Source organism: Propioniferax innocua (genome assembly GCF_006716235.1).
Classification (GTDB): domain Bacteria; phylum Actinomycetota; class Actinomycetes; order Propionibacteriales; family Propionibacteriaceae; genus Propioniferax; species Propioniferax innocua.
The window spans coordinates 41,154-63,821 of the sequence record NZ_VFOR01000002.1 but is presented as its reverse complement, the minus strand read 5'-3'; the positions used below and the strand labels follow the sequence as shown (position 1 = coordinate 63,821).

The window sequence follows — 22,668 nt, the reverse complement described above, 5'->3', positions numbered from 1 at the left end:
GCTTTTCTGCAGATGAAGTGAGCCCATGACCTTGACACCCTCCTTGCCGCGTGCCTTCGGCATGCGACGCGACCGTTCGTCGCGTATGGGTGCCACCCCTCGGGACATGGTGCGCACCATGGGGATCGCCGGCCTGTCCGCTTCGTTTCCTGCGGGTCTCATCGTCTCCCTGATCTGGATGTTGGACTCCGTGCAGGCGTGCCTCTCGGCGGCCATCGGCGCAGCGGGAGCGATCGTGTTCTCCGGTCTGGGGCATATGGTCCAGTGGCTGTGGGCGAATGCCTCGGTTCCGGCGCAACTTGTGGCTGCGCTTTCCTCCTACGGGACCCGCGTCGGTTTGTTCGGGATGGGGCTGGCACTGTACCTTTCCCTCGGAAACTCCACCGGGCTGCATTCGGTAGCTCTTGTCACGGGATGCGTCACGGTGGTCGTGGTGTGGTTGATCGCCGAGGTCATGGCGTCCAGCCGACTGCGCATCCTGTGTTTCGACGATCCGGATCCGAACGAGGAGGTGCCCCGATGAGCCGTGAGGATCAGACCTCGACCGTCAAGGGCGGCCGCTCGACGGAGCGCCGGGTCCCCGCCGAGGGCACAGGCGTTCCTCGTGCCCCACGCAAGGTTTCTGATGACACGGGTGGAACCAATGACGGTCTCCAGGTCATCTCCTACATCCTCTCCGGCCTGCTGCTGTACGGCGGACTGGGCTGGCTCGGTGACTGGCTGCTCGACACCTCTTTTCTCTTCCCGGTCGGTCTGGTGCTCGGTGTCGGACTGGCCGCCTACATGATCATCAAACGCTTTGGGCAGTCCAAGGACGCTCAGAAGGTGACGCTCGGAAGGAGTGACCGGTGGGATCGTTGACCCTGCCCCTTATCCCCATGGCTGGGGGAGGTGGCTACACGCCGCCCAGTGCGGATGACTTCATCTATGACCCGATCTTGGGTACCACGTGGCTGAACAAGGTGTTCCTGCAGTCGATCCTGGCGCTCATCATCGTGATGGTGCTGTGGTTCGTGCTCAGCCGGAACCTGAAGGTCGTGCCCGGCAAGCGTCAGTTCTTCGGCGAGATGCTCTACGACTTCATCCGCAACGGTGTGGGCCGCGACATGATCGGCCATGACTTCCGCCGCTACCTTCCCTGGCTGCTCGCGTTCTTCACCTTCATCCTCGTGAACAACTGGTTCGGACAGGTGTTCTTCGTGATGCTCCCCACCTACTCCTTGGTGGGATATGCCTACGGATCGGCGTTGCTGGTGTGGATCATCTACATCACCGCCGGCATTCGTAAGCACGGTCTGCTCAAATATCTGAAGTTGCAGACGATGCCCGAGGGCGTCCCGTGGTTCCTGTACCTGATGATCATCCCGCTGGAGGTCCTCTCCAACTTCATCACCCGCCCCATCACCCTGGCGTTGCGTCTGTTCGCCAACATGTTCGCCGGACACCTGGTGATCATGGTGTTCGTGGTGGGCGGCGGATTCCTGGTGACCCAGGCCGATGGCCTCATCAACAACATCGGTGGTGGCGTCTCCCTGATCTTCAGCTTCGCGGTGTTCGGCCTGGAACTCTTCATTGGAGCCCTGCAGGCCTACATCTTCACCGTGCTCGCGGCTCAGTACATCGAGTCGTCGATCTCCGAAGCCCACTGACCACAAAGCCTCCGACCAACAATCTGAACCACCCAAGATCCCTTCACAAGAAGACATCTGAAAGGACCCACCATGGAAATCACCGGCAGCATCAACATGATCGGCTACGCCCTCGCGACCGTCGGCCCCGCGCTCGGCATCGCTTGGATCTTCTCCTCGGCCATCACCGGTATCGCCCGTCAGCCCGAGGCCCGTGGCGCGATGATGAGCGCCGTCTACATCGGCTTCGCCGTGACCGAGGCTCTGGCCATTATCGCCATTGCCCTCGCCTTCGCACTCTGACCGATCCTCTAGGGAGCAACCACCATGGTTCCGATGGAAATTGACCTCGGGCCGCTGCTGCCGCACCACTTCATCGAAGTCGTCATGGGCTTCGCGCTGCTCGTGGTGATCGCCATCTTCATCGGCAAGGTCGTCGTGCCCGCCTTCGAGCGGATGTACGAGGAGCGCACCGAGCAGATCCAGGGCGGCATCGAGAAGGCAGAGCGTGCTCAGGCCGAGGCCGCGGCCGCGCTGCAGGAGCATCAACAGCAGCTCAACGAGGCCCGTCAGGAGGCGGCTCGCATCCGCGAGGACGCCAAGAACGACGGGGCTCGTATCAAGGCGGAGATGCGTGCCGAGGCCGAGGCCGAGAAGGAGCGCATCGTCGAATCGGCGCGCATCCAGATGGAGGCCGAGCGAGCACAGGTCGTCAGCCAGCTTCGTGCCGAGGTCGGTGGCCTGGCCACCACCCTGGCGGGTCGCATCGTGGGCGAGTCCCTCGATGACGACGAGCGGGCACGACGCACCGTCGACCGTTTCCTCGCCGACCTCGAAAATGACGGGCAGTCGGCCCAGAATGTGGGGCAGCAGGTATGAGCCAGACACGCGCGGCCGAGACCGAACGGCTTTCGAGCCTGGACCGTGTGCTGGACCAGCAGCCGCACGGCGCTGAGCTCGGCAGCGAGCTGTTCTCCGTCACCGACCTGCTGGACGGGGAAGTGACCCTGCGTCGGGCCCTCACCGATCCCTCGCAGGAGGGGGAGCGCCGCGCGGCTCTGGCTCGTACCGTGCTCACCGGCAAGGTCTCGCCAGCAGCGCTCGCTGTGGTCGAGGCCGGAGCTCGTCAACGATGGAGTGGTCCCAACACCTTCGTGGCCGCACTCGAGCGTCAGGCCGTTCGCGCCGAGCTCTTGGCAGCCAACGAGAAGGGGGCCCTCGATCAGGTCGAGGACGAGCTCTTCCGCTTCGTGCGGCTGGTCGCCGCCAATGGCGAATTGCGTGACGCGTTGGCGCAGCAGTACTCCGATCTCGAGGGCCGTCAGGCTCTGGTGTCGAAACTGCTGGACGGTCGGGCCGATCCCATCACCGTGGGGTTGGCGCGCCGTGCTGTGAAGGCACGCACGCGAACCTTCCATGACACCGCAGAGGGGTACCTCTCGCTGGCCGCGCAACTCCGTGATCGGGTCGTCGCGACCGTGCGTGTGGCACGTCCCCTTCCCGCTGATCAGGTCGAGCGCCTGCGTGTGGCGCTGGGCCGTCAGGTCGGCCATCAGGTCGATCTTCGCGTCGTGGTCGAACCGGACCTCCTCGGAGGGGTCCGCGTCGAGATCGGTGATGAAGTGATCGAGGGCACGGTCGCTGGACGTCTCCAGCAGGCCGAGCGCCGGATCGCCTGACACCCGATCGCCTGACGTAACGCAACACAGACAACTCCGTAACCGAAGCCCGAACAAGGAAGCAGGGACGCAACGATGGCGGAACTCACGATTCGTCCGGAGGAGATCCGGAACGCACTGGACGACTTCGTCCAGAACTACACCCCGGAGACCTCTACCCGCGAAGAGGTGGGCACCGTATTCAGCTCCGGCGACGGCATCGCCCGCGTTGAGGGTCTCCCCTCGGTCATGGCCAATGAGCTGGTCGAGTTCGAGAACGGCACCCTGGGCATCGCCCAGAACCTCGACGTCCGTGAGATCGGCGTCGTCGTCCTCGGCAGCTCCGACGGCATCGAAGAGGGCAGCAAGGTGCGCGCCACCGGCGAGGTGCTCTCGGTGCCCGTCGGCGACGGCTACCTCGGTCGCGTCGTCGACGCGATGGGTAACCCGATCGACGGCCTTGGCGAGATCACCGATCTGGCCGGTCGCCGTGCACTGGAGATCCAGGCCGCCGGCGTGATGGACCGCCAGGAGGTCCGCGAGCCCATGCAGACCGGTATCAAGGCCATCGACGCCATGATCCCGATCGGTCGCGGCCAGCGTCAGCTCATCATCGGCGACCGCAAGACCGGCAAGACCGCCATTGCGATCGACACGATCATCAACCAGAAGGCCAACTGGGAGTCGGGCGACCCCAAGAAGCAGGTGCGCTGCATCTACGTCGCCGTCGGCCAGAAGGGCTCGACGATCGCCGAGGTGCGCGGTGCCCTGGAGCGTGCCGGTGCGTTGGAGTACACCACCATCGTTCACTCCCCGGCATCCGACCCCGCCGGCTTCAAGTACATCGCCCCGTACGCCGGATCGGCCATCGGTCAGCACTGGATGTACGAGGGCAAGCACGTTCTCATCGTGTTCGATGACCTCACCAAGCAGGCCGAGGCCTACCGCGCCATGTCGCTGCTGCTGCGTCGCCCGCCGGGCCGTGAGGCCTACCCCGGCGACGTGTTCTACCTCCACTCGCGTCTGCTGGAGCGCTGCGCCAAGCTCTCCGACGAGATGGGTGGCGGCTCGATGACCGGCCTGCCGATCATCGAGACCAAGGCCAACGACGTCTCGGCGTTCATCCCGACCAACGTCATCTCCATCACCGACGGCCAGATCTTCCTGCAGTCGGACCTCTTCAACGCCAACCAGCGTCCGGCCATCGACGTGGGCATCTCGGTGTCCCGTGTGGGTGGTGCCGCTCAGGTGAAGGCCATGAAGAAGGTCTCCGGCACGCTCAAGATCTCGCTGGCCCAGTACCGCGACATGCAGGCCTTCGCCATGTTCGCCTCCGACCTGGACGCGACTTCGCGTCGTCAGCTCGAGCGTGGCGCGCGTCTCACCGAGCTGCTGCGTCAGGGCCAGTACAGCCCGATGGCCGTCGAGGAGCAGACCGTCAGCGTGTTCATCGGTTCCGATGGACAGCTCGACGACGTCCCGGTGAAGGACGTCCTCCGCTTCGAGACCGAGTTCCTGGAGTACCTGCGCCACAACGGCTCGGTGCTGCAGAACATCGCCGAGACCGGCAAGTGGGACGACGACACCGCTGAGGCCATCCGCGCCGCCGTGGCGGACTTCAAGCCGACCTTCCAGCTCAGCGAGGGCCAGCACCTCGCCGCGCAGGAGGAAGACGTGGAGGCCATGGACGCCGACGGTCTGGCTCAGGAGAAGATCGTCAAGCAGAAGCGGGGCTGATCCATGGCAGCCAGCTTGCGCGAACTTCGTCAGCGGAGGAATTCGGTCTCCGCGACGAAGAAGATCACCAAGGCGATGGAGCTCATCGCCGCGAGCCGGATCATCAAGGCCCAGCAGAAGGCCCAGGCCTCGGCACCGTACTCGCGTGAACTCACGCGTGCGGTGTCGGCGGTGGCGACTCTGTCGGACGTCGAGCACCCGCTGACGACCCAGATCGAGAATCCGACCCGCGCGGCGATGCTGCTGATCACCTCTGATCAGGGTCTGGCCGGCCCCTATTCGGCCAACGTGCTGAAGAAGGGCGATCAGCTCGTCGAGTTTCTCGACGAGAAGGGTCTCGACATCGACGCCTACGTCACCGGACGCAAGGGAATCGGGTACTACCAGTTCCGCGAGCGCCCCATGCTGGGCACGTGGGAGGGGTTCTCGCAGAGCCCGGGCTATGCCGAGGCACGTGAGATCGCCCAGACCCTGCTGGACGCCTTCATGAAGCCGACCGACGAGGGAGGTGTGGACGAGATCCACATCGTCTACACCCGTTACATCTCGCGCATCTCGCAGGTGCCCGAGGTGCTGCGTCTGCTTCCCCTCGAAGTCGTCGAGGCAGATGAGGACGACAAGCCCGCCGACCCCGGCGAGATGCACCCGTTGTACGGCTTCGAGCCCGAACCGGAGGAGGTCATGGACGAGCTGCTGCCGCTGTACATCAGCAGCCGCATCCACTACTGCCTCCTGCAGTCGGCCGCCTCGGAGCTGGCTTCGAAGCAGAGCGCCATGAAGGCTGCGACCGACAACGCGCAGCAACTGATCGAGAGCCTTACCAGGCAGGCCAACCAGGCCCGCCAGGCGCAGATCACCCAGGAAATCAGTGAGATCGTGGGTGGCGCGAATGCGCTGGCCGACGCAAATGCCGAGAGCGAGTGAGAGAACCATGACCGCAACCGTCTCTGACAACCAGGCGGCCGCCAGCACCGGCGGCGTCGGCCGTATCGCCCGGGTGATCGGCCCGGTGGTGGACGTGGAGTTCCCACCGGACCAGATGCCCGACATCATGAACGCCCTGCTCGTCGATGTGGACATCATGGGCGAGAAGCGCACCATCACCCTCGAGGTGAACCTCCACGTGGGTGACTACGTGGTCCGCGCGATCTCGCTCAAGCCCACCGACGGTCTGCGTCGCGGCCAGGAGGTGCGTGACACCGGTGCCCCCATCACCGTCCCCGTGGGCGATGTGACCAAGGGCCACGTGTGGAACGCCACCGGTGACGTGCTCAACGTCGACCCCTCGACCATCGAGGTGAACGAGCGTTGGCCGATCCACCGCGATGCTCCGGCGTTCGACCAGCTCGAGTCGAAGACCGAGATGCTGGAGACCGGCATCAAGGTGCTCGACCTCCTGACCCCCTACGTGAAGGGCGGAAAGATCGGCCTGTTCGGTGGTGCCGGTGTCGGCAAGACCGTGCTCATCCAGGAGATGATCTTCCGTATCGCGCACAACCACTCGGGCACCTCGGTGTTCGCCGGTGTGGGCGAGCGTACGCGTGAGGGCAACGACCTCATCTTCGAGATGGACGAGGCCGGAGTGCTCAAGGACACCGCTCTGGTGTTCGGTCAGATGGATGAGCCCCCGGGCACCCGTCTGCGTGTCGCGCTCTCGGGCCTGACCATGGCCGAGTACTTCCGTGACGTGCAGAACCAGGACGTGCTGTTGTTCATCGACAACATCTTCCGGTTCACGCAGGCAGGTTCGGAGGTCTCGACCCTGCTCGGCCGTATGCCCTCGGCCGTGGGTTACCAGCCCACCCTGGCCGACGAGATGGGCCAGCTGCAGGAGCGGATCACCTCGACCCGCGGCCACTCCATCACCTCGATGCAGGCCATCTACGTGCCGGCCGATGACTACACCGACCCGGCTCCGGCCACCACGTTCGCCCACCTCGACGCGACCACCGAGCTCAACCGAAGCATCGCCTCGCGTGGCCTCTACCCGGCCGTGGACCCGCTGACGTCGACCTCGCGCATCCTCGACCCGCAGTACATCGGTCAGGAGCACTACGACACCGCAGTTGAGGTCAAGCAGATCCTCCAGCGTAACAAGGAACTGCAGGACATCATCGCGATCCTCGGTGTGGACGAACTCTCCGAAGAGGACAAGGTCGTCGTGTCGCGTGCACGTCGTATCGAGCAGTTCCTCTCGCAGAACACGTACACCGCTGAGAAGTTCACCGGTGTCGTGGGCTCGACCGTGCCGGTCGCCGAGACCGTCGAAGGCTTCAAGATGATCTGCAACGGCGAGGTGGACCACATCGCCGAGCAGGCCTTCTTCAACGTCGGCAACATGGACATGGTCATGGAGAACTGGGCCAAGATCCAGAAGGAACAGTGAGTATGGCCGAGAAGACCCTGAAGGTGTTGGTCGTTTCCGCAGAGCGTGAGGTCTGGAACGGAGACGCACACCAGATCATGGCCCGCACCACCGAGGGTGAGATCGGCATCCTGCCCGGGCACGAGCCGTTCCTCGGGGTTCTCGCCCCGTGCGCGGTGGAGGTGTTCGCCGTCGACGGCAACCGCGAAGTGGTCGCCGTCGACGGGGGATTCATCTCCGTGGAGCCCGGACGCCACGTCTCGGTGCTGAGCGAGTTCGCCAAGCTTGGCCACGAGATCACCTTGGAAGAGGCCGAGAAGGAGCTCTACAAGGCGCGCGAAGAGCTGGAGAGCGCCGCCAACGAGGGCTTCACCAACCGGGATCCGGAGCTCGAGGTCCGCTACGAGCGGGCCAGTGCCCAGGTGCGTGCCGCGCGTCGCCACCAGGAGATCACGGGCTGACCCCGGACGAGCACGAACACGAGACGACAGCCGTCACCTTCGGGTGGCGGCTGTCGCCGTTTCCACGGATGCCGTTCCAGAGGTGCTGTGGGCGTCCATCGGTTGCGAGGTTCCGGCGCCGAAGACGACACCCAGCAGCACCGGATACTCCAGATAGGCGTGATAGCTGGCGATGGTGCCGTAGAGACTGCGGCCCTGGAGATAGTCGCTGATGAAGACGAGGCCGAGCAGGCCCGCCAATCCGAGGCCCAGGAGCCACGTCCGCCAGCCACGCAGCGCCGGGACGCGTTGCTCGAAGGCTCGTGTCTCGCGTGGGGTCAGCGTCGGCATCATGCCGACCCAGGTGACGTAGTGCATGGTCTGCTCGAAGGCGAAGATCGTCAGGAATCTGAGGTCCACGATGGGGGAGGCGTCTGGGATGCTTGTGGATTCGATGATCGAGGACCCGTCACCCACCACGGGCGCGACGAGCTGCGAACCGGCGGTCAGAACACCGTCGAGAGCGCCGGCGAGGATCAGCGTCGGGATGGCCACGACCCACAGCAGGTGGATCGCACGGAAGGCCCGACGCCGCAGCGGATCGGTGATGCGTCGGGACCACTCCCACCAGAAGAACAGCGGGATCACGTTGTGCAGGTGCGTCAGCACGATGAAATGCCATGTGCTCCAGTGAAAGGACAGGGCGGCCAATGCAGCGACGATCGACACGGCGATGACGCGACGCCCGCCCCGCAGCACACGAACGAGCGCATACCCGATCACCAGGTAACCGAGTGAGATCTCCCCGATCCGGCTGAAGTCCGGCGCCCAGGGAGCCGTGGTGCGGCACAGGACGATTCCGCTGATCAACGCCAGCAGCAGGACCCAGCCCTCGAGGGAGAACAGCGTGCCGAAGCGTCCGGTGATGTAACGCAGTTCCAGAACGTGGTGAAGGATCCCGAACAGTGCCAGCCCGATCACGGTGGTCGCCAGCGGCGCGGACAGGGACACGGTCAGGGCTCCGGCGATCCCGAGCAGGCTCAACGTGAGCACTCCGGGGCGTCGCCCGGTGTCCAGTACCTGTGTCATGCCGGTCCCCATCCTCGGTAGCGTGCGGGTGTGCCGTGGTGGATCGCCTTCGTCCTGACGCTCGTGGTGGAAGTACCGCTGTGGGTGTGGCTGCTCGACGCCGGTGGTTTCGGGCGCCGGGTGATTCTCGCGCTGGGCGTCAACGCCGTGACCCACCCGACCCTGTGGTGGGTGGCCGGCGGTGGCGTCGGGGGCTCGGCACTGGTGCTCATGGAGGTTCTGATCGCCGTGCTGGAAGGCGTCGCTGCACAGCTGGTGTGCCGGCCCGGATGGCGCGTCGCTCTGCTCACATCGACGGCGGCCAATGCCGCGTCAGTCCTGGTGGGGCTGTTGCTGATGATGTGGGGGTCGTTCGCGGCGTGATCGACGTGCCCGCACCAGCAGCGCGATCGAGATCACCAGCACGAGCAGAACGAGGACGACCGGGATGATCAGGAAGCCGGCGCCGCCGTCATCCGTCGGGGACACCGGGACGGGATCCGGTGGGACATCCAGGGGGATGAACATGATCTTCTCCTGTTCTGTGATGGCTGGCTCTGCGGTGATTGACCGGAGGGATCCGGACCATGCTCGGGCGAAACTACTGCACCCGGGTGGCACTCATGTGGTCAGTGGGACTAGGTTCTGGTCATGGAGTGGTGGACGGTGATCGAGCTGTGGGTCATCGCTGTGCTTGCGTGCGTGGGTATCCCGCTCGTCTGGCTGTACGCGCGACGTCGATGGCTCTCTCGTTCCGGCGGCACATTCGATTGTGCCCTGCGACCCTCGGGTGGGAACAAGCCGTGGCAGCTCGGGGCCGCGCGCTATCAGGGCGAGTACCTCGAGTGGTTTCGCATCTTCTCACTGGGGCTGAGCCCGCGGTTTCGCATGCGTCGCTCCACGATGCATGTGCTGGAGAGCCGCGAGGCCGAACCCGCCGACGAGCTGTACGGCGATGAGCGCGTGCTCGAGGTCGAGTTCGGCACTGCGAAGGGCGAGCGTCAGGTCGAGGTCGCCATGGACCACGAATCAGCCACCGGTCTGCTCAGCTGGATCGAAGCCGCGCCACCGAGCATCGATCGGTTTCCTGACACCTGACCGGCCTTGGGCCGAGACCTGCGGTTGTGGCTCGACGGGCGCCGGTCACTCCTCGTCGTCGGGCTTGGCCCGATCGGTCCCGGGCACCCACAGCACCTCGTCCTCGACGCCGTTGACAGCGCGGGAGGCGAGGAACAGGAAATCCGAGAGTCGGTTCAGGTACTTCACCGCATCGAGGTTGACGCCGCCCTCCGCCTCGGGATCGGCATCGGGGTTCGCTTCGCGGAACGCGGCGACGGGAACCCACGCCGCTCGCTCTGCGCGGCGGCAGATGGTGCGGGCCATGTGCAGCCACGCACCGGCCGGGTTGCCACCGGGGAGGATGAACGAACGCAGCGTCGGCAGCTCCTCGGAGAGCTCGTCACACCACTGTTCGAGCCGCTCGATCGACGCCGGATCCACTCGGAGCGGCGGGTACTCGTACTCCTCGGCGAGGGGAGTGGAGAGGTCGGCACCGACGTCGAAGAGCTCGTTCTGGATGATGCGCAGTTTCTCGGCCACCTGCTCGGGAACCTGACCGGTGGACAGGGCCATGCCGATGGTGGAGTTCGTCTCGTCGACCGTTCCATACGCTTCGATGCGTGGATCGAGTTTGCTGGTGACCGAATTGTCCGAGAGACGCGTGGTGCCGGCGTCGCCGGTTCGTGTGTAGATCTTGCTGAGGACGACCATGCCACGAGGCTACAGTGACCGCTGTGATGATTCAGAGCCGCAACCAGCTGCGCACCGCTGCCCTCGTCGCCGTCTCCGGCGGCCTCATCGTGACCGCATCGGCCTGTGCCCCTCAGGGCAACAGCACCGACCCCGACTATGCAGGGGGCGTCACCACGTGCGATTACCCCTCCAGTGGCGTCGAGCCCGCCAAGCCGGTCGACCCGCCGCCGAGCTCGGATGTTCCGGCCGAAGGTGAGGTCACGTACACCATCGAGATGAACGAGGGGCCGGTCACCATCACGATGGATCGGTCTAAGGCACCGTGCGCGATCAACTCCTTCGCCTCGCTCGCCGAGCAGGGCTACTTCGACGACACCCAGTGCCACCGGCTCACCGATCAGGGATTGTTCGTGCTCCAGTGCGGCGACCCGACCGGCAGCGGCACCGGCGGCCCGGGCTACGCCTTCGCCGACGAGGAGGCCGGGGAATACACCAAGGGGACCGTCGCGATGGCGAACTCCGGCCCCAACACCAACGGATCGCAGTTCTTCCTCGTCTACGAGGATTCGCCGCTGCCTCCGGACTACACGATCCTCGGGCACATGGACGACGCCTCGGTGGAGACCGTCGGGACGATGGCCGGTGAATCGCACGACTCCAGCAATGGCCCCGGTGACGGCAAGCCCAACAACGAGGCACGTATCCAGTCGGTCACCAGGAAGTGACGCAGGGCGCGTGAGTCAGGCCCTGTTCATTCAAACCTGTTCATTCGAACCGGTTCATTCAAACCTGGGGCAGGGGTTCCAGGACGCCGGTGAGCAGCAGCACCGCCACTGCGATGGCGAGCACCACGCGGTAGACGACGAACCAGCGGAAATCGTGCGTGCTGATGTACTTCAGCAGCCAGTGGATGACCGCGATGCCCACGAAGAACGCGATGATCGTGGCGACGGCGATCGGACCCCACTGCGGGTCGGGGTCGGTGGCGCCGACCTTCGCGAGCTGGAAGAGCCCTGATCCGAACACCGCGGGGATGGCCAGAAGGAACGCGTAGCGGGCAGCGGCCTCGCGTCGGTAGCCCATGGCGAGGCCGGCAGCGATGGTGCCACCGGAACGGGAGACGCCGGGAATGAGTGCGAGGCACTGGGCGAGTCCGTACAGCACACCGTGCTTCCACGTGAGCTGTTCGAGGGAACGTTCGTTGCGGGCGAACCGGTCGACCACACCGATCAACAGACCGAAACCACCCAGCATCGCTGCGGTGATCCAGAGATTGCGCAGATAGGACTCGATGGCGTCCTGGAAGAGGAGCCCGAGGACCACGATGGGGATCGAGCCGATGATGACCAGCCACCCCATGCGGGCGTCGGGGTCGGAATGGGGCACCTTGCCGACGAGAGCCTTGCACCACTGGGCGATGATCCGGCCGATGTCCTTGGCGAAGTAGATGACCACGGCGGTCTCGGTGCCGAGCTGGGTCACCGCGGTGAAGGCGGCGCCGGGATCCTGGCTGCCGGTCAACTGGCCCACGATCGAGACGTGCGCGCTCGAGGAGATGGGCAGGAACTCGGTGAGCCCCTGGACGATGCCCAGGATGATCGCTTCCAACCAGGTCATGGAACCCCTTCCGGTGTGTCGTGCGCGGGTGGCACCGGGCCGAGAGTACTCGCGTGACGAAGCGACGGTGTCCACCTCGGGGCGGATGTCTCGACAAGCCCGTGGGGCCCGCGGAAGAAAGCGCGGCAGACATCCTCCTACGCTGGGGGCATGACCATCCATGAGGAGCACCCGTTCGCCACGCCACCTGCGGACCGGGACGCCCTGCGTCGCGTGCGGGGTCTTCTGCCGGCGCCGGTCACGGTGTGGACCACCGGCGCGGGCCGACGCCGGGAGGGTTGGACGATCTCATCGATGATGCTCGCCGACGGTGCCCCCGACGGTGGAGAGCGCGCCCCGGAGGTCATCGGATTGCTCGATGAGCACTCCGATCTCGCCGATGAGCTCGAGCCCGGCACACCGATCACCGTCAACGTCCTCGGGCACGGCATCGCGTCGGCGAACCTGGCCGATGCCTTCGCACGGCTCGCCCCCGCACCGGGAGGCCCCTTCACCCTCGGGCAATGGACCGACACCGACCACGGGCCGCGTCTCGACGATGCGGCCGCGTGGGTGAGCGCCGAGATCATCGACGCCGCGACCCACGCCGGATGGGCCCTGCTCGTGCGTGCACGGGTCGTCTCCGCCGAGCGGGGGACAGGTGATGCCCTGCGCCATGAGCGCGGACGTTACGTGCTCGATTGAGCAAGGTAGCGTTGCGGCCATGTCCACGGTTCTGTTGGTCCGACACGGACGCTCCACGGCGAACGCAGAAGGAATCCTCGCCGGTCGCCTGCCCGGGATGTCATTGGATGACACCGGCATCGAGCAGGCCCGCAGGGTCGCGACGCAGGTGGCCGAGCTGCCCATCGCCCGGGTCGTCGCCTCACCGATGGAGCGATGCCAGCAGACCGCACGACTGGTGGCACCCGATCTGGAACCCACCCCCGAGACCGGCCTGACCGAGTGTGACTACGGCACCTGGTCGGGAGCCAAGCTCACCGATCTCGCCACGCAGGAGCTCTGGAAGACCGTCCAACAGAACCCGTCGGCGGCGCGTTTCCCCGAGGGCGAGTCGTTGCGGGAGATGCACGCCCGTGCCGTCGACGCCGCCCGCACTTGGGACGCCCGCGTCACCGACGAACACGGTGCCGACGCCCTGTGGATGGCGGTCAGCCACGGCGATGTGATCAAGGCGATCATCGCCGACGCCCTCGGCCTGCACCTCGATCTGTTCCAGCGTCTCGTGGTGGACCCGGCGTCGGTTTCGATCATCCGCTACACCCCGCAGGGTCCACAGGTACTGGGCGTCAACATCACCGGGCGGGAGTTCACCTCCTTGATTCCGAAGCCGGTGAAGGACGCCGAGATTCCCGAAGGCCACGCGGTCGTCGGCGGGCGGGACGCCTGAACCGCAACAACTAGGGTGGAAGATCCAGGAGGGCATATGCCGATCGAGCACCGTTTTGAGCAGCCGGACCGGTTCGTCGCCGGCACCGTTGGGCAGCCGGGGGACCGCACGTTCTTCCTGCAGGCACGGCAGGGTCGCAGACTCACCAGCGCGGTGTGCGAGAAACAACAGGTGGAAGTACTCGCCGAGCACCTCGACCGCGTCCTCGACGAGATCGGACGCCTGTCGGCAGGGACGGTGCAGGTGCCACCGCGTCGCGACGAAGTGGTGGACGCCGACCCCCTCGACGTGCCGATCGAGGAGGAGTTCCGCATCGGCACCATGACGATCGCCTGGGATCCCAAGTCCGAACGGATCGTCATCGAACTCTTCCCCGTCACCGAGACCGATATCGATGTCCCCGAGGACGCCGATGCTGCCGAAGCCGCCAGCCTGGAGGCATCCGAAGCCGCCGAGGTGTTCATCGTCTCGCTCAGACCGGCTGCGGCCCGCGATTTCGTGGCCCGCTCCCGTGCTGTCGTCGAGGCGGGGCGTCCGGCCTGCCCGTTCTGTCAGCAACCGATCGATCCCGACGGACACATCTGCCCTCGGGCCAATGGCTATCGCCGCCCGCTGTTCGGCAGCGGTCTTCTCGATGACTGACGAGCGTGTCCGCCTGTGGGAACCCGAGGATGGGTTCGCGTGGGCGGAGGGGACGATGCGTCTGCTCGGACGCCTGACCGGTGCCTCCAACGGCACCTTCCTGGTGGAGGTCACCGACGAGGAGGGCACCGCTCGCCGTTGCATCCACAAACCCGTCGCGGGGGAACGGCCCCTGTGGGATTTTCCCACCGGCACCCTCGCCGAACGGGAGGTCGCCTCGGCGCGACTCAGCGCACGTGCCGGTTTCGACGTGGTGCCGCCGACGACGCTGGTGGACGGCCCGTTCGGGATGGGCATGCTGCAGCAGTGGATCGACGCCGACAGGCTCGAGCAGTGGGTGCGGATCGATCCGCCGGGAAGGACACCGCCGGGGTGGTTCGCGATCCTTGAAGGCGTCGACGGCGATGACAACGACGTGGTGCTCGCCCACGCCGATCACGAGGCGCTGCGACGCATCGCCCTGTTCGACGCGATCATCAACAACTCCGACCGCAAGGGCTATCACCTGCTGCCGGTCAGCGCCGAGTCCGGTGAGCACTCCATGACCCGCGTGTGGGGCGTCGACCACGGCGTCACCTGGCATCAGGACGACAAACTCCGGACGATCCTGTGGGGATGGGCCGGTGAGCCACTGCGTGATGACGAGATCGGGCTCGTGACGCTCGCCGACGAGGTGATCGACGGCCTCGACGACCTCATCAGCGCCGATGAGGTGACCGCCGCCCACCGCCGGTGCGAACGGCTTCTTGAGGACGGGATGCCCCTCCCGAGTGACGACTGGCCCTCGATCCCGTGGCCGCCGCTCTGAGGGCCGCCGTTGTGAGGAGCGCTGTCAGGAGGGGCTCGGTGTGCGTTCGGCGATGTGTGGTCCCCAGGTCATGTCGAACCGATCGGCCAATGCCCTCAGGTGGGTGAGGTTCGCCTGAACCACCGGATCGGGTTCAGCGGGGACGCGGCACACGATCAGCGCACCGAGCCGCACCTGACGCCGCACCGCGTACTCCAGCGTGAGCAGGGTGTGGTTCTGGGTGCCCAGACCGGGGCGCGCCACCACATCCAGAGGAACCGACAGTTCCCGGGCCAGATCGGCCATATCGGTTCCCGGGCACATCTCGACGCTGACTCCGCCGGCGCCTTCGATGAGCAGTACATCACCGGACACCACACGTTCCAGCCGGGCGAGCTGCCAGGACAGGTCCGGGAGCCGAGAATCGGTGAGGCGGGCCGCGTCCACCGGAGCCATGGCCGGTTCCAGCCGTACCCCCTCGGTGCACGTCAGCGCGGCCGGCGCCCCCAGCAGCCGACGCACGGTCTGCACATCGGTCTCGGCACCATCGGCGACACCGGTCTGCACCGGCTTGTCGACGTGCACCGTGTGCCCGGCGGCCAGATATCGGGCGGCGATGTGCGCGGTGGCGTGGGTCTTGCCGACATCGGTGTCGGTTCCGGTGATGACGCGGATCTGTGTGGGCAGGCTCATCGCGTCTTCACCAACACGGTGCGGGGCGCCTGGAACGACAACAGATTCACCCACGCGGGTTCGGGGCCGGCCAGCGTGGCGCCGGGGAGGGCCCGGGCCGTGCGGTGCACCACGAGACCGGCCTCCAGACGCGCCAGTCCCGCCCCCAGGCACCGATGCACACCGTGGCCGAAGGCGAGATGGTCACGGCGCTCCGCGGCGTCGACACCACCGGAGACCTGCAGCAGCAGAGGCGTTCCCGCGGGAACGTGCTGGCCGTTCACAAGGGCGTCCCGTGAAGTGATGCGACGCCACGTGGGCACCGATGACGCGTCGGTGAGAACCTCACCGATCAGCGCATCGGCCGCGTCCCCGGATTCACCGCACCGGCGCCACAGATCGCGGTCCCGCAGGGCCCGTTGCAAGGCGGTGGCGATCAGCATGCGCGTCGTCTCCTGACCGGCGATGATCAGGAAGTAGGTCAACGACACGACCTGATCGACGCGGAGCCCCGCCCCGATCAGTTCGGCGACCAGCCCGGTGCCGTCGGCTCCATGAGCGGACACCTCGTCGACCATCGCGCGCAACCAGCCGTGAAGTTCGATGGCCGACTCGGCCAGATGGGACTGACGTGCTTCGCCCGGCCACCCCCAGAACAGCTCGAGGGAATCTGCGCTCCAACGGTTCAGGTCCTCCAAATCGGGCAGTGGCATCTCGGTGAGCCGTGAGAAGACTCCGGCGGGGACCGTACCGGCCACCGTCGCCCCGAGATCGATCACCGGAGCAGAGCCGATGCACGGGGCGGGGGAGGCCTCCAGAGCCTCGATGCAGGCATCGGTGGCGGTGATGATCGCGTCGGTCTGGGCCCGCACACGCGCAGGAGAGAAGAAGGCCGCGACAATCTTCCGGACCGCCAGATGTTCGGGACCTCCGGCCGAGGCCAGCACCTTGGGCAGACGGAATTTCGCAGCCGCCAGCGCACGAGCCGTGGGGCGGCTCAGGGGCTGAAGAGCGGTCAGGGCATTGTCGGCGGCGAACGTCTCGGCGTCACCGAACACGCGGCGCACCTCGTCGCTGTCGCTCACGAGCACCTGATCGGCGCGCCGATCCACCGGGCGCCCATCAACGTCGTCGAACGGAGCCCGGACCGGGGCACCCCAGTATCGAGCGGCGACCTCGGCGATCATCTCGGCGGCGACCGCCGTCTCGGCCCGGGTGAGCCGCGCCGATGCGGTGATCCGCAGCAGCGACCAGCGGTCGGGCACGCTCGGCGGCCGGAAGCAGCCCACAGCCACCCCGTGCCCACGCAGTTCGGTGGCGGCGGTCACGGCCGCGTCGGGGCTGGGCATGCGCACCGAGACGAGTGCGCCGGGGCCGGATTCCACATGATCGAACAACTCCGGACGCCGCCTCAGCGCGGCGGAGATCATGGCCTGGTTCTCGCGGCACCGGGCGGCGAGGGCACCATCGCAGACCATCTCGACCGCAGTGACGGCAGCGGCGGCCACCACCGGGGCCAGCCCGGTGTCGAAGATGAAGCCCCGGCCGGTGTTGATGATGTGCCGACGCCATTTTGCGGCGTCGTCGCCCCCGGTGAGGATGACGCCACCTTGGGCACCCAGCGCCTTGGAGAGCGTGGCGGTGACGAACACCGGGGGACCACCGAGACCCCACAGGTCTGTGGCTCGCACCATGCTGTGGCCGGGGACGACCGCGAGACTGTGGGCCTCGTCGATCATCAACGCCGCATCGTGGGCGCGACACAGTTCGGCGATCCGTGCGAGGGGTGCGGCGTCACCCAGAGCGGAGTAGATCGATTCGACCACCACCGTGGTGCGGCGGTCGCTCGTGGAGAGAAGCATCTCGAGGGCGTCGAGATCGTTGTGGGCGAAGGTCTCCATGAGCGTGTGTGCTGCCCGGGCCCCGTCGTGGATGCTCGCGTGCACGTGTTCGTCCAACAACACACGTGAGTTCGGGCCGCCGAGCGCGCCGATGAGCGTCATGTTGGCCAGGTAGCCGCTCGAACACACCAAGGCGGCGCCTGCGCCGGTCAGGTCGGTCAACGCGCGTTCCAGCCGGTCATGCACCGGGTGGGTTCCGCTGACCACGCGTGAGGCTCCGGCACCGACCGGGCCGTCGTCCAGATGTGACGCCGCGGCCGCCCGCACTCGTGGGTGGTCGCGCAAGCCCAGGTAGTCATTGGAGGCGAGGTCGAAGGCCTCGACCGGTCGCGCGACGGCATCACGTTCGACGCCTTGTCGCTCCCGGCGCATCGCCCGGCTCGTTCTCCACTCGGTCCACGTCGCCGTCATGCGTTCGCGTCCTGCGTGTGCGCCACATCGGCCACCGCGCCCACGAGCCCGGAACAGAGGTGTTCGATCTCGGCGGGCGTCGAGACGTAGGGCGGCATGACGTAGACCAGCCGACCGAACGGTCGCAGCCACACGCCGCGTGCCACGGCAGCGGCGGTCAGTCGAGGCAGGTCCACCGGCTCGGTCATCTCCACCACGCCGACGCCACCCAGGACCCGGACATCGGCGACCCCGGGAAGTCCCCGCGCTGCGTCGAGACCGTCCTGCAGCCCACGCTCGATCGTGGGGACCTGCGTCGACCATCCGTTCTCGGGGTCGGCGAGCAGGTCGAGTGACGCACATGCGGCCGCGCAGAACAGCGGGTTGGCCATGAACGTCGGCCCGTGCATGAGGGCCGGTGGCGTGCCGGAACTGATGGCATCGGCGATCTCGCGGGTACACAGGACCGCGGCGCCGGTCATGATGCCGCCGGTCAACGCTTTGCCGAGACAGAGGACGTCGGGGACCACCTCCGCCCATTCGCAGGCGAGCCACCGTCCGGTGCGTCCGAATCCCGTGGCGATCTCGTCGGCGATCAACGTGAAGCCGTGCTCGTCACACACCTCGCGCATCACCCGAAGGGCTTCGGGCGCATACACGTACATGCCGCCGGCGCCTTGGAGCACGGGCTCGACGATGACCCCGGCCACCTCGTCGTGGTGCTGGTCCGCGAGGCGCCGGAACTCGTGTGCCCAGCTCTCGAGCGCCGCATCATCGGTCTGCCACCCCGCGGCGGTCGGCCGGGCCGCCGGAGGCCTTGGCGCGAAGATATTGGTGTGCACCATCGCGCCGAAGGCGGCGTGCATGCCGTTCACCGGGTCACAGACGCTCATCGCGCCGATGGTGTCGCCGTGATAGCCGCCGCGCACGGTGAGGAACCGGTCCCGTTCGGGACGGCCTCGCGCGGCCTGTGCCTGATGGGTCAGTTTGAGGGCGACCTCCACCGAGACCGAGCCCGAATCGGCCAGGAACACGTGCTCCAGTTCCGCGGGGGTCAGCTCGAGCAGGCGCTCAGCCAATGCCACGGCAGGCCCATGGGTCAGGCCACCGAACATCACATGGGCCAGCCTCGAGGCCTGCTCGGTCACCGCCTCCACCAGCGCCGGGTGGCGATGACCGTGCACCATCGCCCACCACGAACCCATGCCGTCGAGTGCGCGGTGCTCTCGCCCATCGGCGTCGAGCAATGTCAGCCACGGGCCATCACCGTCCCGCACCACATGATGTGCGCTGTCGCGAGCCGCGGTGTAGGGGTGCCAGAGATGGTCCCGGTCGAGGCGGAGCAGATCGCGGGCAACGGTTGTATCGGAGACGGATCGACGTGTCATGGGGGCAAGTTAGCACGAGGATTGAACGGTGTTCAGTGGCTGGTTGAGTGGTTTCGCACGTTGCTCCGGCACGTGAGATTCGACGGTCTTCATGGCATGCCCGCTACCCTGATCCCATGCAGGCTTGGCCCCACCCCGACATTCCGAAGATCCCGGACGCCGCTCCGCAGCCGGTGCGTGTCCATGACAGCTCCACCAAGGAGCTGGTCACCGTTGGGCCCGAATCGGGCACCGCGCGTCTGTATGTCTGCGGAATCACCCCGTACGACGCGACGCACATGGGCCACGCCAACACCTATGTCACCTTCGACCTGCTGTACCGCCAGTGGCTGGACGCCGGCATCGAAGTGAACTATGTGCAGAACATCACCGACATCGACGATCCGCTGCTGGAGCGGGCCAATGCCACCGGTGTCGACTGGCGAGAGCTGGCCGATTCGCAGATCGAACTCTTCCGTGGCGACATGACCGCCCTGGGTGTCATCCCGCCAGCCCACTACATCGGGGCCGTCGAGGGTATCCCGCTGGTCCTGGAAGCCCTGGACCAGATCCCGCAGGACATGCTCTATCAGGTGGAGGGGGAGTACCGGGACTGGTATTTCACCGCTCCGCGCGTCAGTGACTTCGGTGATGTCGCCGGTCTTGACCACGATGCACAGATCGCGACATTCGCCGAACGCGGGGGCGACCCCGAGCGTCCGGGCAAACGCGATCCGCTCGACACCCTGGTCTGGCAACTCGAGCGCCCCGGTGAACCTTCCTGGCCCGGTGGTGATCGTGGCCGGGGACGCCCCGGCTGGCACATCGAATGCACCGCGATCGCCCATGAGTACCTCGGTGCCAACATCGATGTGCAAGGTGGCGGCTCGGACCTCGCTTTCCCGCACCACGAGATGTCCGCGGCGCAGAGCCACGCGCTCACCGGTGAACCCTTCGCGAAGGCCTATGTGCACGGTGGCATGGTCGGGCTCGACGGGGAGAAGATGTCGAAGTCGAAGGGCAACCTCGTGAAGGTCTCCGAATTGCGCGCCGAGGGCGTCGATCCCCGGGCCGTACGCCTCGGACTGCTCGCTCATCACTATCGCGGCGATTGGTCATGGTCCGCCGAGGTCCTCGCTGCGGCGAAGCAGCGGTTGAGCACGTGGCAGCGCGCGATCATGGCCGGTTCCGGCCCGGTCGGCGCCGACACCCTCGACGCCATGCGGCAGACTCTTCGCGCCGACCTCGATGCGCCCACCGCGCTGGCCGCGGTCGATGCCTGGGCCGAATCCGCCCTCGCCGGGGACGGGGACGACGCGTCGGCCCCCGCGCTCATCGCCGACGCCGTCCACGCGCTGCTCGGGGTCGATCTGCGCGCATGACCTCGACCGAACCGGACGCCCGGAGCAGCTCGACCACCTCGGAGGGTGCCACGTCGCAGCCCTCCGGGCTGCCGCGCGTCCTTTCGGTGACGTTGACCCTCGCCGCGGTGACGATCACGCTCTTGGGGCTCAGGCAGATCGGGTCGTTCGTCGGGCCGGTGTTCCTCGGATTGAACCTCATGCTCGTGGCCGCGCCGCTGTTTGGCTGGTTGGTGCGGATCGGGATGCCGCGGGTCGTGGCTTCGATCTCCGCCGTGCTGGCGGTCTATGCGTTCCTCGTGGTGTTCGTGTTGTCCCTGTGGTGGTCGATCTCGGTGCTGGTCAACGAGATCCCCGCCTATGCGTCGAAGTTCCAGGAGCTGTACCTGCAGTTGCTCGACCAGCTGCAGGCGATAGGCGTCTCCGAGACGATGCTGACCGATCAGGTGGCATCCATCGACAAGCAACAGATCGTGGGACTGGCCACCGACCTCGCCAAGGGGATCGGCGATGGGGTGTCGATCATGGCGATCGTCGTGACCGTTCTGGTGTTCCTCTCGATGGATGCCATCGACATCAAGCGACGCATCCAACTGGTCCGTGACGCCCACCCCACGGTCGCCGACGCGCTCACCAGGTTCGGCGACGGGGTACGTCGCTACTGGGTGGTCACCACGGTGTTCGGGCTCATCGTCGCCGTCATCGATGTCGTCGCACTCGGGATCATCGGAGTGCCGTTCGCATTGGTCTGGGGAGTGTTGTCGTTCGTCACCAATTACGTCCCCAACATCGGCTTCGTGCTGGGTCTGGTTCCTCCGACCCTCATCGCGCTTCTCGACAAGGGCGTGGCTTCCGCCATCGCCGTGGTGGTGGTCTACTCGGTCGCAAACTTCGTCGTGCAGGCCATCATCCAACCCAAGTACGCCGGTGACGCGGTGGGCGTCACCCCCACGGTGAGCTTTCTCTCCCTGCTCCTGTGGGCCTGGGTGTTCGGTGCCACCGGCGCTCTTCTGGCCCTTCCTGCGACACTCCTGCTCAAGGCCTTCCTCGTCGACGCCGACCCCCGCGGTCGCTGGGTGAACGCACTCATCGCGTCGCGTCCCGGAGGAGGGGAGACGCCCGACCCGGACGTCCCCGAGGCGGATGAGCCCGATGAGGATCTGGTGGGCGTCGACGGCAGGGCGGACGGGGAGAACGACTCCGACGATGGAAGCAAACCCCGTGGGTGACGTATTCCTGCGCCTCATCAACGCCCAACTCGATATCGGTTTCGGCCAGCCGATCCTGTGGCGTGAGGTCGTCGGCAACCTCTTCGGCCTGGCCAGTGCGCTGTGGGGCATGCGGCGGCGAGTGATGGCCTGGCCGATCGGCATCCTCGGCAACGTGCTGCTGTTCACCGTGTTCCTTGGCGGGGTGTTCGCCACACCGCAGGACCGTGATCTGTGGGGCCAAGCAGGGCGTCAGGTCTTCTTCCTGGTCACCAGCGCCTACGGCTGGTGGCGTTGGGCGCGGTTCCGCAGTGCGTCGGCCGAGTCGTTCGGCGTCGAACCGGGCTGGGCAGACGCGCGCGGGCGCCTGCAACTGCTCATTGCCGGGGCGGTGGGGATCGCCGGCTTCTACGTGATCTTGCGGGCACTGGGTTCGTGGGGACCCCTGGCCGACGCCTGGATCCTCACCGGATCGATCCTCGCGACCTACGGCATGGCGCGTGGATGGACTGAGTTCTGGCTGATCTGGGTGGCCGTCGATCTGGTCGGTGTGCCGTTGCTGTGGAGCGCCGGCTATTACCCGTCGGCCCTGATGTATGCCTTCTACGGTCTGTTCTGCCTGGTGGGGTTCATCGCGTGGCGGCGGACACAACTCCGAGAACCTGCCACTTCGGACTAGACTCCT

Annotated in this window: 27 protein-coding genes; 20 read left to right on the top strand and 7 right to left on the bottom strand. The window is 66.5% G+C overall.

Annotated elements, in window-relative coordinates; translation table 11 throughout:
• Window positions 1-25: 25 nt before the first annotated feature.
• The 10 genes from FB460_RS07045 (at window position 26) to FB460_RS07000 (ending at window position 7,849) form a co-directional block, all read left to right on the top strand.
• The gene (locus tag FB460_RS07045; RefSeq protein ID WP_142093455.1) at window positions 26-523 is read left to right on the top strand and encodes a hypothetical protein; all 498 of its coding nucleotides are present in this window, start codon (window positions 26-28) and stop codon (window positions 521-523) included.
• Window positions 520-861 (top strand): hypothetical protein, encoded by a 342-nt coding sequence (locus FB460_RS13305; RefSeq protein ID WP_246044316.1) that lies wholly within the window; start codon window positions 520-522, stop codon window positions 859-861. The genes FB460_RS07045 and FB460_RS13305 overlap by 4 nt, the downstream gene beginning before the upstream one ends.
• A gap of 17 nt (window positions 862-878) precedes the next feature.
• Window positions 879-1,649, top strand: coding sequence for a F0F1 ATP synthase subunit A (gene atpB, locus FB460_RS07035; RefSeq protein WP_142094250.1), 771 nt, complete (start codon window positions 879-881; stop codon window positions 1,647-1,649).
• 72 nt (window positions 1,650-1,721) lie between these two features.
• Entirely contained in the window at window positions 1,722-1,931 is a 210-nt protein-coding gene (locus tag FB460_RS07030; protein ID WP_142093454.1) for an ATP synthase F0 subunit C, read from the top strand.
• A gap of 24 nt (window positions 1,932-1,955) precedes the next feature.
• Window positions 1,956-2,507: a F0F1 ATP synthase subunit B gene (locus FB460_RS07025; RefSeq protein ID WP_142093453.1), complete on the top strand. Its 552-nt coding sequence runs from the start codon at window positions 1,956-1,958 to the stop codon at window positions 2,505-2,507.
• Window positions 2,504-3,307: a F0F1 ATP synthase subunit delta gene (locus tag FB460_RS07020; protein ID WP_142093452.1), complete on the top strand. Its 804-nt coding sequence runs from the start codon at window positions 2,504-2,506 to the stop codon at window positions 3,305-3,307. The genes FB460_RS07025 and FB460_RS07020 overlap by 4 nt, the downstream gene beginning before the upstream one ends.
• A gap of 75 nt (window positions 3,308-3,382) precedes the next feature.
• A complete protein-coding gene (atpA, locus tag FB460_RS07015) occupies window positions 3,383-5,023 on the top strand; it encodes a F0F1 ATP synthase subunit alpha (RefSeq protein ID WP_142093451.1) in 1,641 nt (546 codons plus the stop codon).
• A gap of 3 nt (window positions 5,024-5,026) precedes the next feature.
• Window positions 5,027-5,947, top strand: a complete 921-nt coding sequence (locus FB460_RS07010) for a F0F1 ATP synthase subunit gamma (protein WP_142093450.1) — start codon at window positions 5,027-5,029, stop codon at window positions 5,945-5,947.
• A gap of 7 nt (window positions 5,948-5,954) precedes the next feature.
• On the top strand, window positions 5,955-7,409 hold the full coding sequence (gene atpD / locus FB460_RS07005; RefSeq protein ID WP_142093449.1) for a F0F1 ATP synthase subunit beta: 1,455 nt from the start codon (window positions 5,955-5,957) through the stop codon (window positions 7,407-7,409).
• Between the two features lie 2 nt (window positions 7,410-7,411).
• Complete coding sequence (locus FB460_RS07000; RefSeq protein WP_142093448.1) at window positions 7,412-7,849, top strand: F0F1 ATP synthase subunit epsilon; 438 nt, start codon at window positions 7,412-7,414, stop codon at window positions 7,847-7,849.
• Between the two features lie 33 nt (window positions 7,850-7,882).
• Here FB460_RS07000 and FB460_RS06995 read toward each other — a convergent pair whose 3' ends face one another.
• A complete protein-coding gene (locus FB460_RS06995) occupies window positions 7,883-8,917 on the bottom strand; it encodes a hypothetical protein (RefSeq protein WP_142093447.1) in 1,035 nt (344 codons plus the stop codon).
• Between the two features lie 30 nt (window positions 8,918-8,947).
• On the opposite strand from FB460_RS06995, the gene FB460_RS06990 reads away from it, so the two are divergent.
• Window positions 8,948-9,280, top strand: coding sequence for a hypothetical protein (locus FB460_RS06990; RefSeq protein ID WP_142093446.1), 333 nt, complete (start codon window positions 8,948-8,950; stop codon window positions 9,278-9,280).
• Here FB460_RS06990 and FB460_RS06985 read toward each other — a convergent pair.
• The gene (locus FB460_RS06985) at window positions 9,230-9,424 is read right to left on the bottom strand and encodes a hypothetical protein (protein WP_142093445.1); all 195 of its coding nucleotides are present in this window, start codon (window positions 9,422-9,424) and stop codon (window positions 9,230-9,232) included. The genes FB460_RS06990 and FB460_RS06985 overlap by 51 nt on opposite strands.
• Window positions 9,425-9,547: 123 nt before the next feature.
• Here FB460_RS06985 and FB460_RS06980 point away from each other — a divergent pair, with 123 nt between their 5' ends.
• The gene (locus FB460_RS06980; RefSeq protein WP_142093444.1) at window positions 9,548-9,994 is read left to right on the top strand and encodes a DUF2550 domain-containing protein; all 447 of its coding nucleotides are present in this window, start codon (window positions 9,548-9,550) and stop codon (window positions 9,992-9,994) included.
• Between the two features lie 45 nt (window positions 9,995-10,039).
• On the opposite strand, the gene FB460_RS06975 is transcribed toward FB460_RS06980, so the two are convergent.
• A complete protein-coding gene (locus FB460_RS06975; protein ID WP_142093443.1) occupies window positions 10,040-10,666 on the bottom strand; it encodes a cob(I)yrinic acid a,c-diamide adenosyltransferase in 627 nt (208 codons plus the stop codon).
• 26 nt (window positions 10,667-10,692) lie between these two features.
• Here FB460_RS06975 and FB460_RS13420 point away from each other — a divergent pair, with 26 nt between their 5' ends.
• Entirely contained in the window at window positions 10,693-11,373 is a 681-nt protein-coding gene (locus tag FB460_RS13420) for a peptidylprolyl isomerase (protein WP_142094249.1), read from the top strand.
• A gap of 58 nt (window positions 11,374-11,431) precedes the next feature.
• Here FB460_RS13420 and FB460_RS06965 read toward each other — a convergent pair whose 3' ends face one another.
• A complete protein-coding gene (locus FB460_RS06965; protein WP_142093442.1) occupies window positions 11,432-12,265 on the bottom strand; it encodes an undecaprenyl-diphosphate phosphatase in 834 nt (277 codons plus the stop codon).
• Between the two features lie 150 nt (window positions 12,266-12,415).
• Here FB460_RS06965 and FB460_RS06960 point away from each other — a divergent pair, with 150 nt between their 5' ends.
• Genes FB460_RS06960 through FB460_RS06945 form a run of 4 tightly spaced genes read left to right on the top strand, consistent with a single transcriptional unit; the run spans window position 12,416 to window position 15,105 of the window.
• The gene (locus tag FB460_RS06960) at window positions 12,416-12,949 is read left to right on the top strand and encodes a flavin reductase family protein (protein WP_142093441.1); all 534 of its coding nucleotides are present in this window, start codon (window positions 12,416-12,418) and stop codon (window positions 12,947-12,949) included.
• 19 nt (window positions 12,950-12,968) lie between these two features.
• Window positions 12,969-13,655, top strand: coding sequence for an MSMEG_4193 family putative phosphomutase (locus FB460_RS06955; protein ID WP_142093440.1), 687 nt, complete (start codon window positions 12,969-12,971; stop codon window positions 13,653-13,655).
• 36 nt (window positions 13,656-13,691) lie between these two features.
• Window positions 13,692-14,297 carry a DUF3090 domain-containing protein gene (locus tag FB460_RS06950; protein WP_142093439.1) on the top strand — a complete coding sequence of 202 codons (606 nt, stop codon included), beginning with the start codon at window positions 13,692-13,694 and terminating at the stop codon, window positions 14,295-14,297.
• Window positions 14,290-15,105: an SCO1664 family protein gene (locus tag FB460_RS06945; protein WP_142093438.1), complete on the top strand. Its 816-nt coding sequence runs from the start codon at window positions 14,290-14,292 to the stop codon at window positions 15,103-15,105. Before FB460_RS06950 ends, FB460_RS06945 begins: the two co-directional genes overlap by 8 nt.
• Window positions 15,106-15,129: 24 nt before the next feature.
• On the opposite strand, the gene bioD is transcribed toward FB460_RS06945, so the two are convergent.
• From bioD to bioA, 3 genes are read right to left on the bottom strand one after another with little or no spacing between them, the layout of a single operon-like run.
• Window positions 15,130-15,777: a dethiobiotin synthase gene (gene bioD / locus FB460_RS06940; protein ID WP_142093437.1), complete on the bottom strand. Its 648-nt coding sequence runs from the start codon at window positions 15,775-15,777 to the stop codon at window positions 15,130-15,132.
• Window positions 15,774-18,029: an aminotransferase class I/II-fold pyridoxal phosphate-dependent enzyme gene (locus FB460_RS06935; RefSeq protein ID WP_211345899.1), complete on the bottom strand. Its 2,256-nt coding sequence runs from the start codon at window positions 18,027-18,029 to the stop codon at window positions 15,774-15,776. The genes bioD and FB460_RS06935 overlap by 4 nt, the downstream gene beginning before the upstream one ends.
• A 35-nt stretch (window positions 18,030-18,064) precedes the next feature.
• The gene (gene bioA / locus FB460_RS06930; protein ID WP_142093435.1) at window positions 18,065-19,435 is read right to left on the bottom strand and encodes an adenosylmethionine--8-amino-7-oxononanoate transaminase; all 1,371 of its coding nucleotides are present in this window, start codon (window positions 19,433-19,435) and stop codon (window positions 18,065-18,067) included.
• A 116-nt stretch (window positions 19,436-19,551) separates the two neighbouring features.
• On the opposite strand from bioA, the gene mshC reads away from it, so the two are divergent.
• From mshC to pnuC, 3 genes are read left to right on the top strand one after another with little or no spacing between them, the layout of a single operon-like run.
• A complete protein-coding gene (gene mshC, locus FB460_RS06925; protein ID WP_142093434.1) occupies window positions 19,552-20,796 on the top strand; it encodes a cysteine--1-D-myo-inosityl 2-amino-2-deoxy-alpha-D-glucopyranoside ligase in 1,245 nt (414 codons plus the stop codon).
• Complete coding sequence (locus tag FB460_RS06920; protein WP_142093433.1) at window positions 20,793-22,004, top strand: AI-2E family transporter; 1,212 nt, start codon at window positions 20,793-20,795, stop codon at window positions 22,002-22,004. The genes mshC and FB460_RS06920 overlap by 4 nt, the downstream gene beginning before the upstream one ends.
• Window positions 21,997-22,662 carry a nicotinamide riboside transporter PnuC gene (gene pnuC, locus FB460_RS06915; RefSeq protein ID WP_246044314.1) on the top strand — a complete coding sequence of 222 codons (666 nt, stop codon included), beginning with the start codon at window positions 21,997-21,999 and terminating at the stop codon, window positions 22,660-22,662. The genes FB460_RS06920 and pnuC overlap by 8 nt, the downstream gene beginning before the upstream one ends.
• The last annotated feature ends 6 nt before the right edge of the window (window positions 22,663-22,668 follow it).

What these genes read in the sequence shown, in the direction of transcription:
- FB460_RS07020 (WP_142093452.1), top strand. Translation starts at nt 2,504, where the DNA reads ATGAGCCAGACACGCGCGGCCGAGACCGAACGGCTTTCGAGCCTGGAC.
- FB460_RS06985 (WP_142093445.1), bottom strand. Translation starts at nt 9,424, where the DNA reads ATGTTCATCCCCCTGGATGTCCCACCGGATCCCGTCCCGGTGTCCCCG.
- FB460_RS07025 (WP_142093453.1), top strand. Translation starts at nt 1,956, where the DNA reads ATGGTTCCGATGGAAATTGACCTCGGGCCGCTGCTGCCGCACCACTTC.
- FB460_RS13420 (WP_142094249.1), top strand. Translation starts at nt 10,693, where the DNA reads ATGATTCAGAGCCGCAACCAGCTGCGCACCGCTGCCCTCGTCGCCGTC.
- FB460_RS07010 (WP_142093450.1), top strand. Translation starts at nt 5,027, where the DNA reads ATGGCAGCCAGCTTGCGCGAACTTCGTCAGCGGAGGAATTCGGTCTCC.
- atpB (WP_142094250.1), top strand. Translation starts at nt 879, where the DNA reads ATGGCTGGGGGAGGTGGCTACACGCCGCCCAGTGCGGATGACTTCATC.
- FB460_RS06975 (WP_142093443.1), bottom strand. Translation starts at nt 10,666, where the DNA reads ATGGTCGTCCTCAGCAAGATCTACACACGAACCGGCGACGCCGGCACC.
- FB460_RS13305 (WP_246044316.1), top strand. Translation starts at nt 520, where the DNA reads ATGAGCCGTGAGGATCAGACCTCGACCGTCAAGGGCGGCCGCTCGACG.
- atpD (WP_142093449.1), top strand. Translation starts at nt 5,955, where the DNA reads ATGACCGCAACCGTCTCTGACAACCAGGCGGCCGCCAGCACCGGCGGC.
- FB460_RS06950 (WP_142093439.1), top strand. Translation starts at nt 13,692, where the DNA reads ATGCCGATCGAGCACCGTTTTGAGCAGCCGGACCGGTTCGTCGCCGGC.
- FB460_RS06995 (WP_142093447.1), bottom strand. Translation starts at nt 8,917, where the DNA reads ATGACACAGGTACTGGACACCGGGCGACGCCCCGGAGTGCTCACGTTG.
- atpA (WP_142093451.1), top strand. Translation starts at nt 3,383, where the DNA reads ATGGCGGAACTCACGATTCGTCCGGAGGAGATCCGGAACGCACTGGAC.
- FB460_RS07030 (WP_142093454.1), top strand. Translation starts at nt 1,722, where the DNA reads ATGGAAATCACCGGCAGCATCAACATGATCGGCTACGCCCTCGCGACC.
- FB460_RS06980 (WP_142093444.1), top strand. Translation starts at nt 9,548, where the DNA reads ATGGAGTGGTGGACGGTGATCGAGCTGTGGGTCATCGCTGTGCTTGCG.
- FB460_RS06920 (WP_142093433.1), top strand. Translation starts at nt 20,793, where the DNA reads ATGACCTCGACCGAACCGGACGCCCGGAGCAGCTCGACCACCTCGGAG.
- mshC (WP_142093434.1), top strand. Translation starts at nt 19,552, where the DNA reads ATGCAGGCTTGGCCCCACCCCGACATTCCGAAGATCCCGGACGCCGCT.
- bioA (WP_142093435.1), bottom strand. Translation starts at nt 19,435, where the DNA reads ATGACACGTCGATCCGTCTCCGATACAACCGTTGCCCGCGATCTGCTC.
- FB460_RS07045 (WP_142093455.1), top strand. Translation starts at nt 26, where the DNA reads ATGACCTTGACACCCTCCTTGCCGCGTGCCTTCGGCATGCGACGCGAC.
- FB460_RS06955 (WP_142093440.1), top strand. Translation starts at nt 12,969, where the DNA reads ATGTCCACGGTTCTGTTGGTCCGACACGGACGCTCCACGGCGAACGCA.
- bioD (WP_142093437.1), bottom strand. Translation starts at nt 15,777, where the DNA reads ATGAGCCTGCCCACACAGATCCGCGTCATCACCGGAACCGACACCGAT.
- FB460_RS07000 (WP_142093448.1), top strand. Translation starts at nt 7,412, where the DNA reads ATGGCCGAGAAGACCCTGAAGGTGTTGGTCGTTTCCGCAGAGCGTGAG.
- FB460_RS06965 (WP_142093442.1), bottom strand. Translation starts at nt 12,265, where the DNA reads ATGACCTGGTTGGAAGCGATCATCCTGGGCATCGTCCAGGGGCTCACC.
- FB460_RS06960 (WP_142093441.1), top strand. Translation starts at nt 12,416, where the DNA reads ATGACCATCCATGAGGAGCACCCGTTCGCCACGCCACCTGCGGACCGG.
- FB460_RS06945 (WP_142093438.1), top strand. Translation starts at nt 14,290, where the DNA reads ATGACTGACGAGCGTGTCCGCCTGTGGGAACCCGAGGATGGGTTCGCG.
- FB460_RS06935 (WP_211345899.1), bottom strand. Translation starts at nt 18,029, where the DNA reads ATGCGCCGGGAGCGACAAGGCGTCGAACGTGATGCCGTCGCGCGACCG.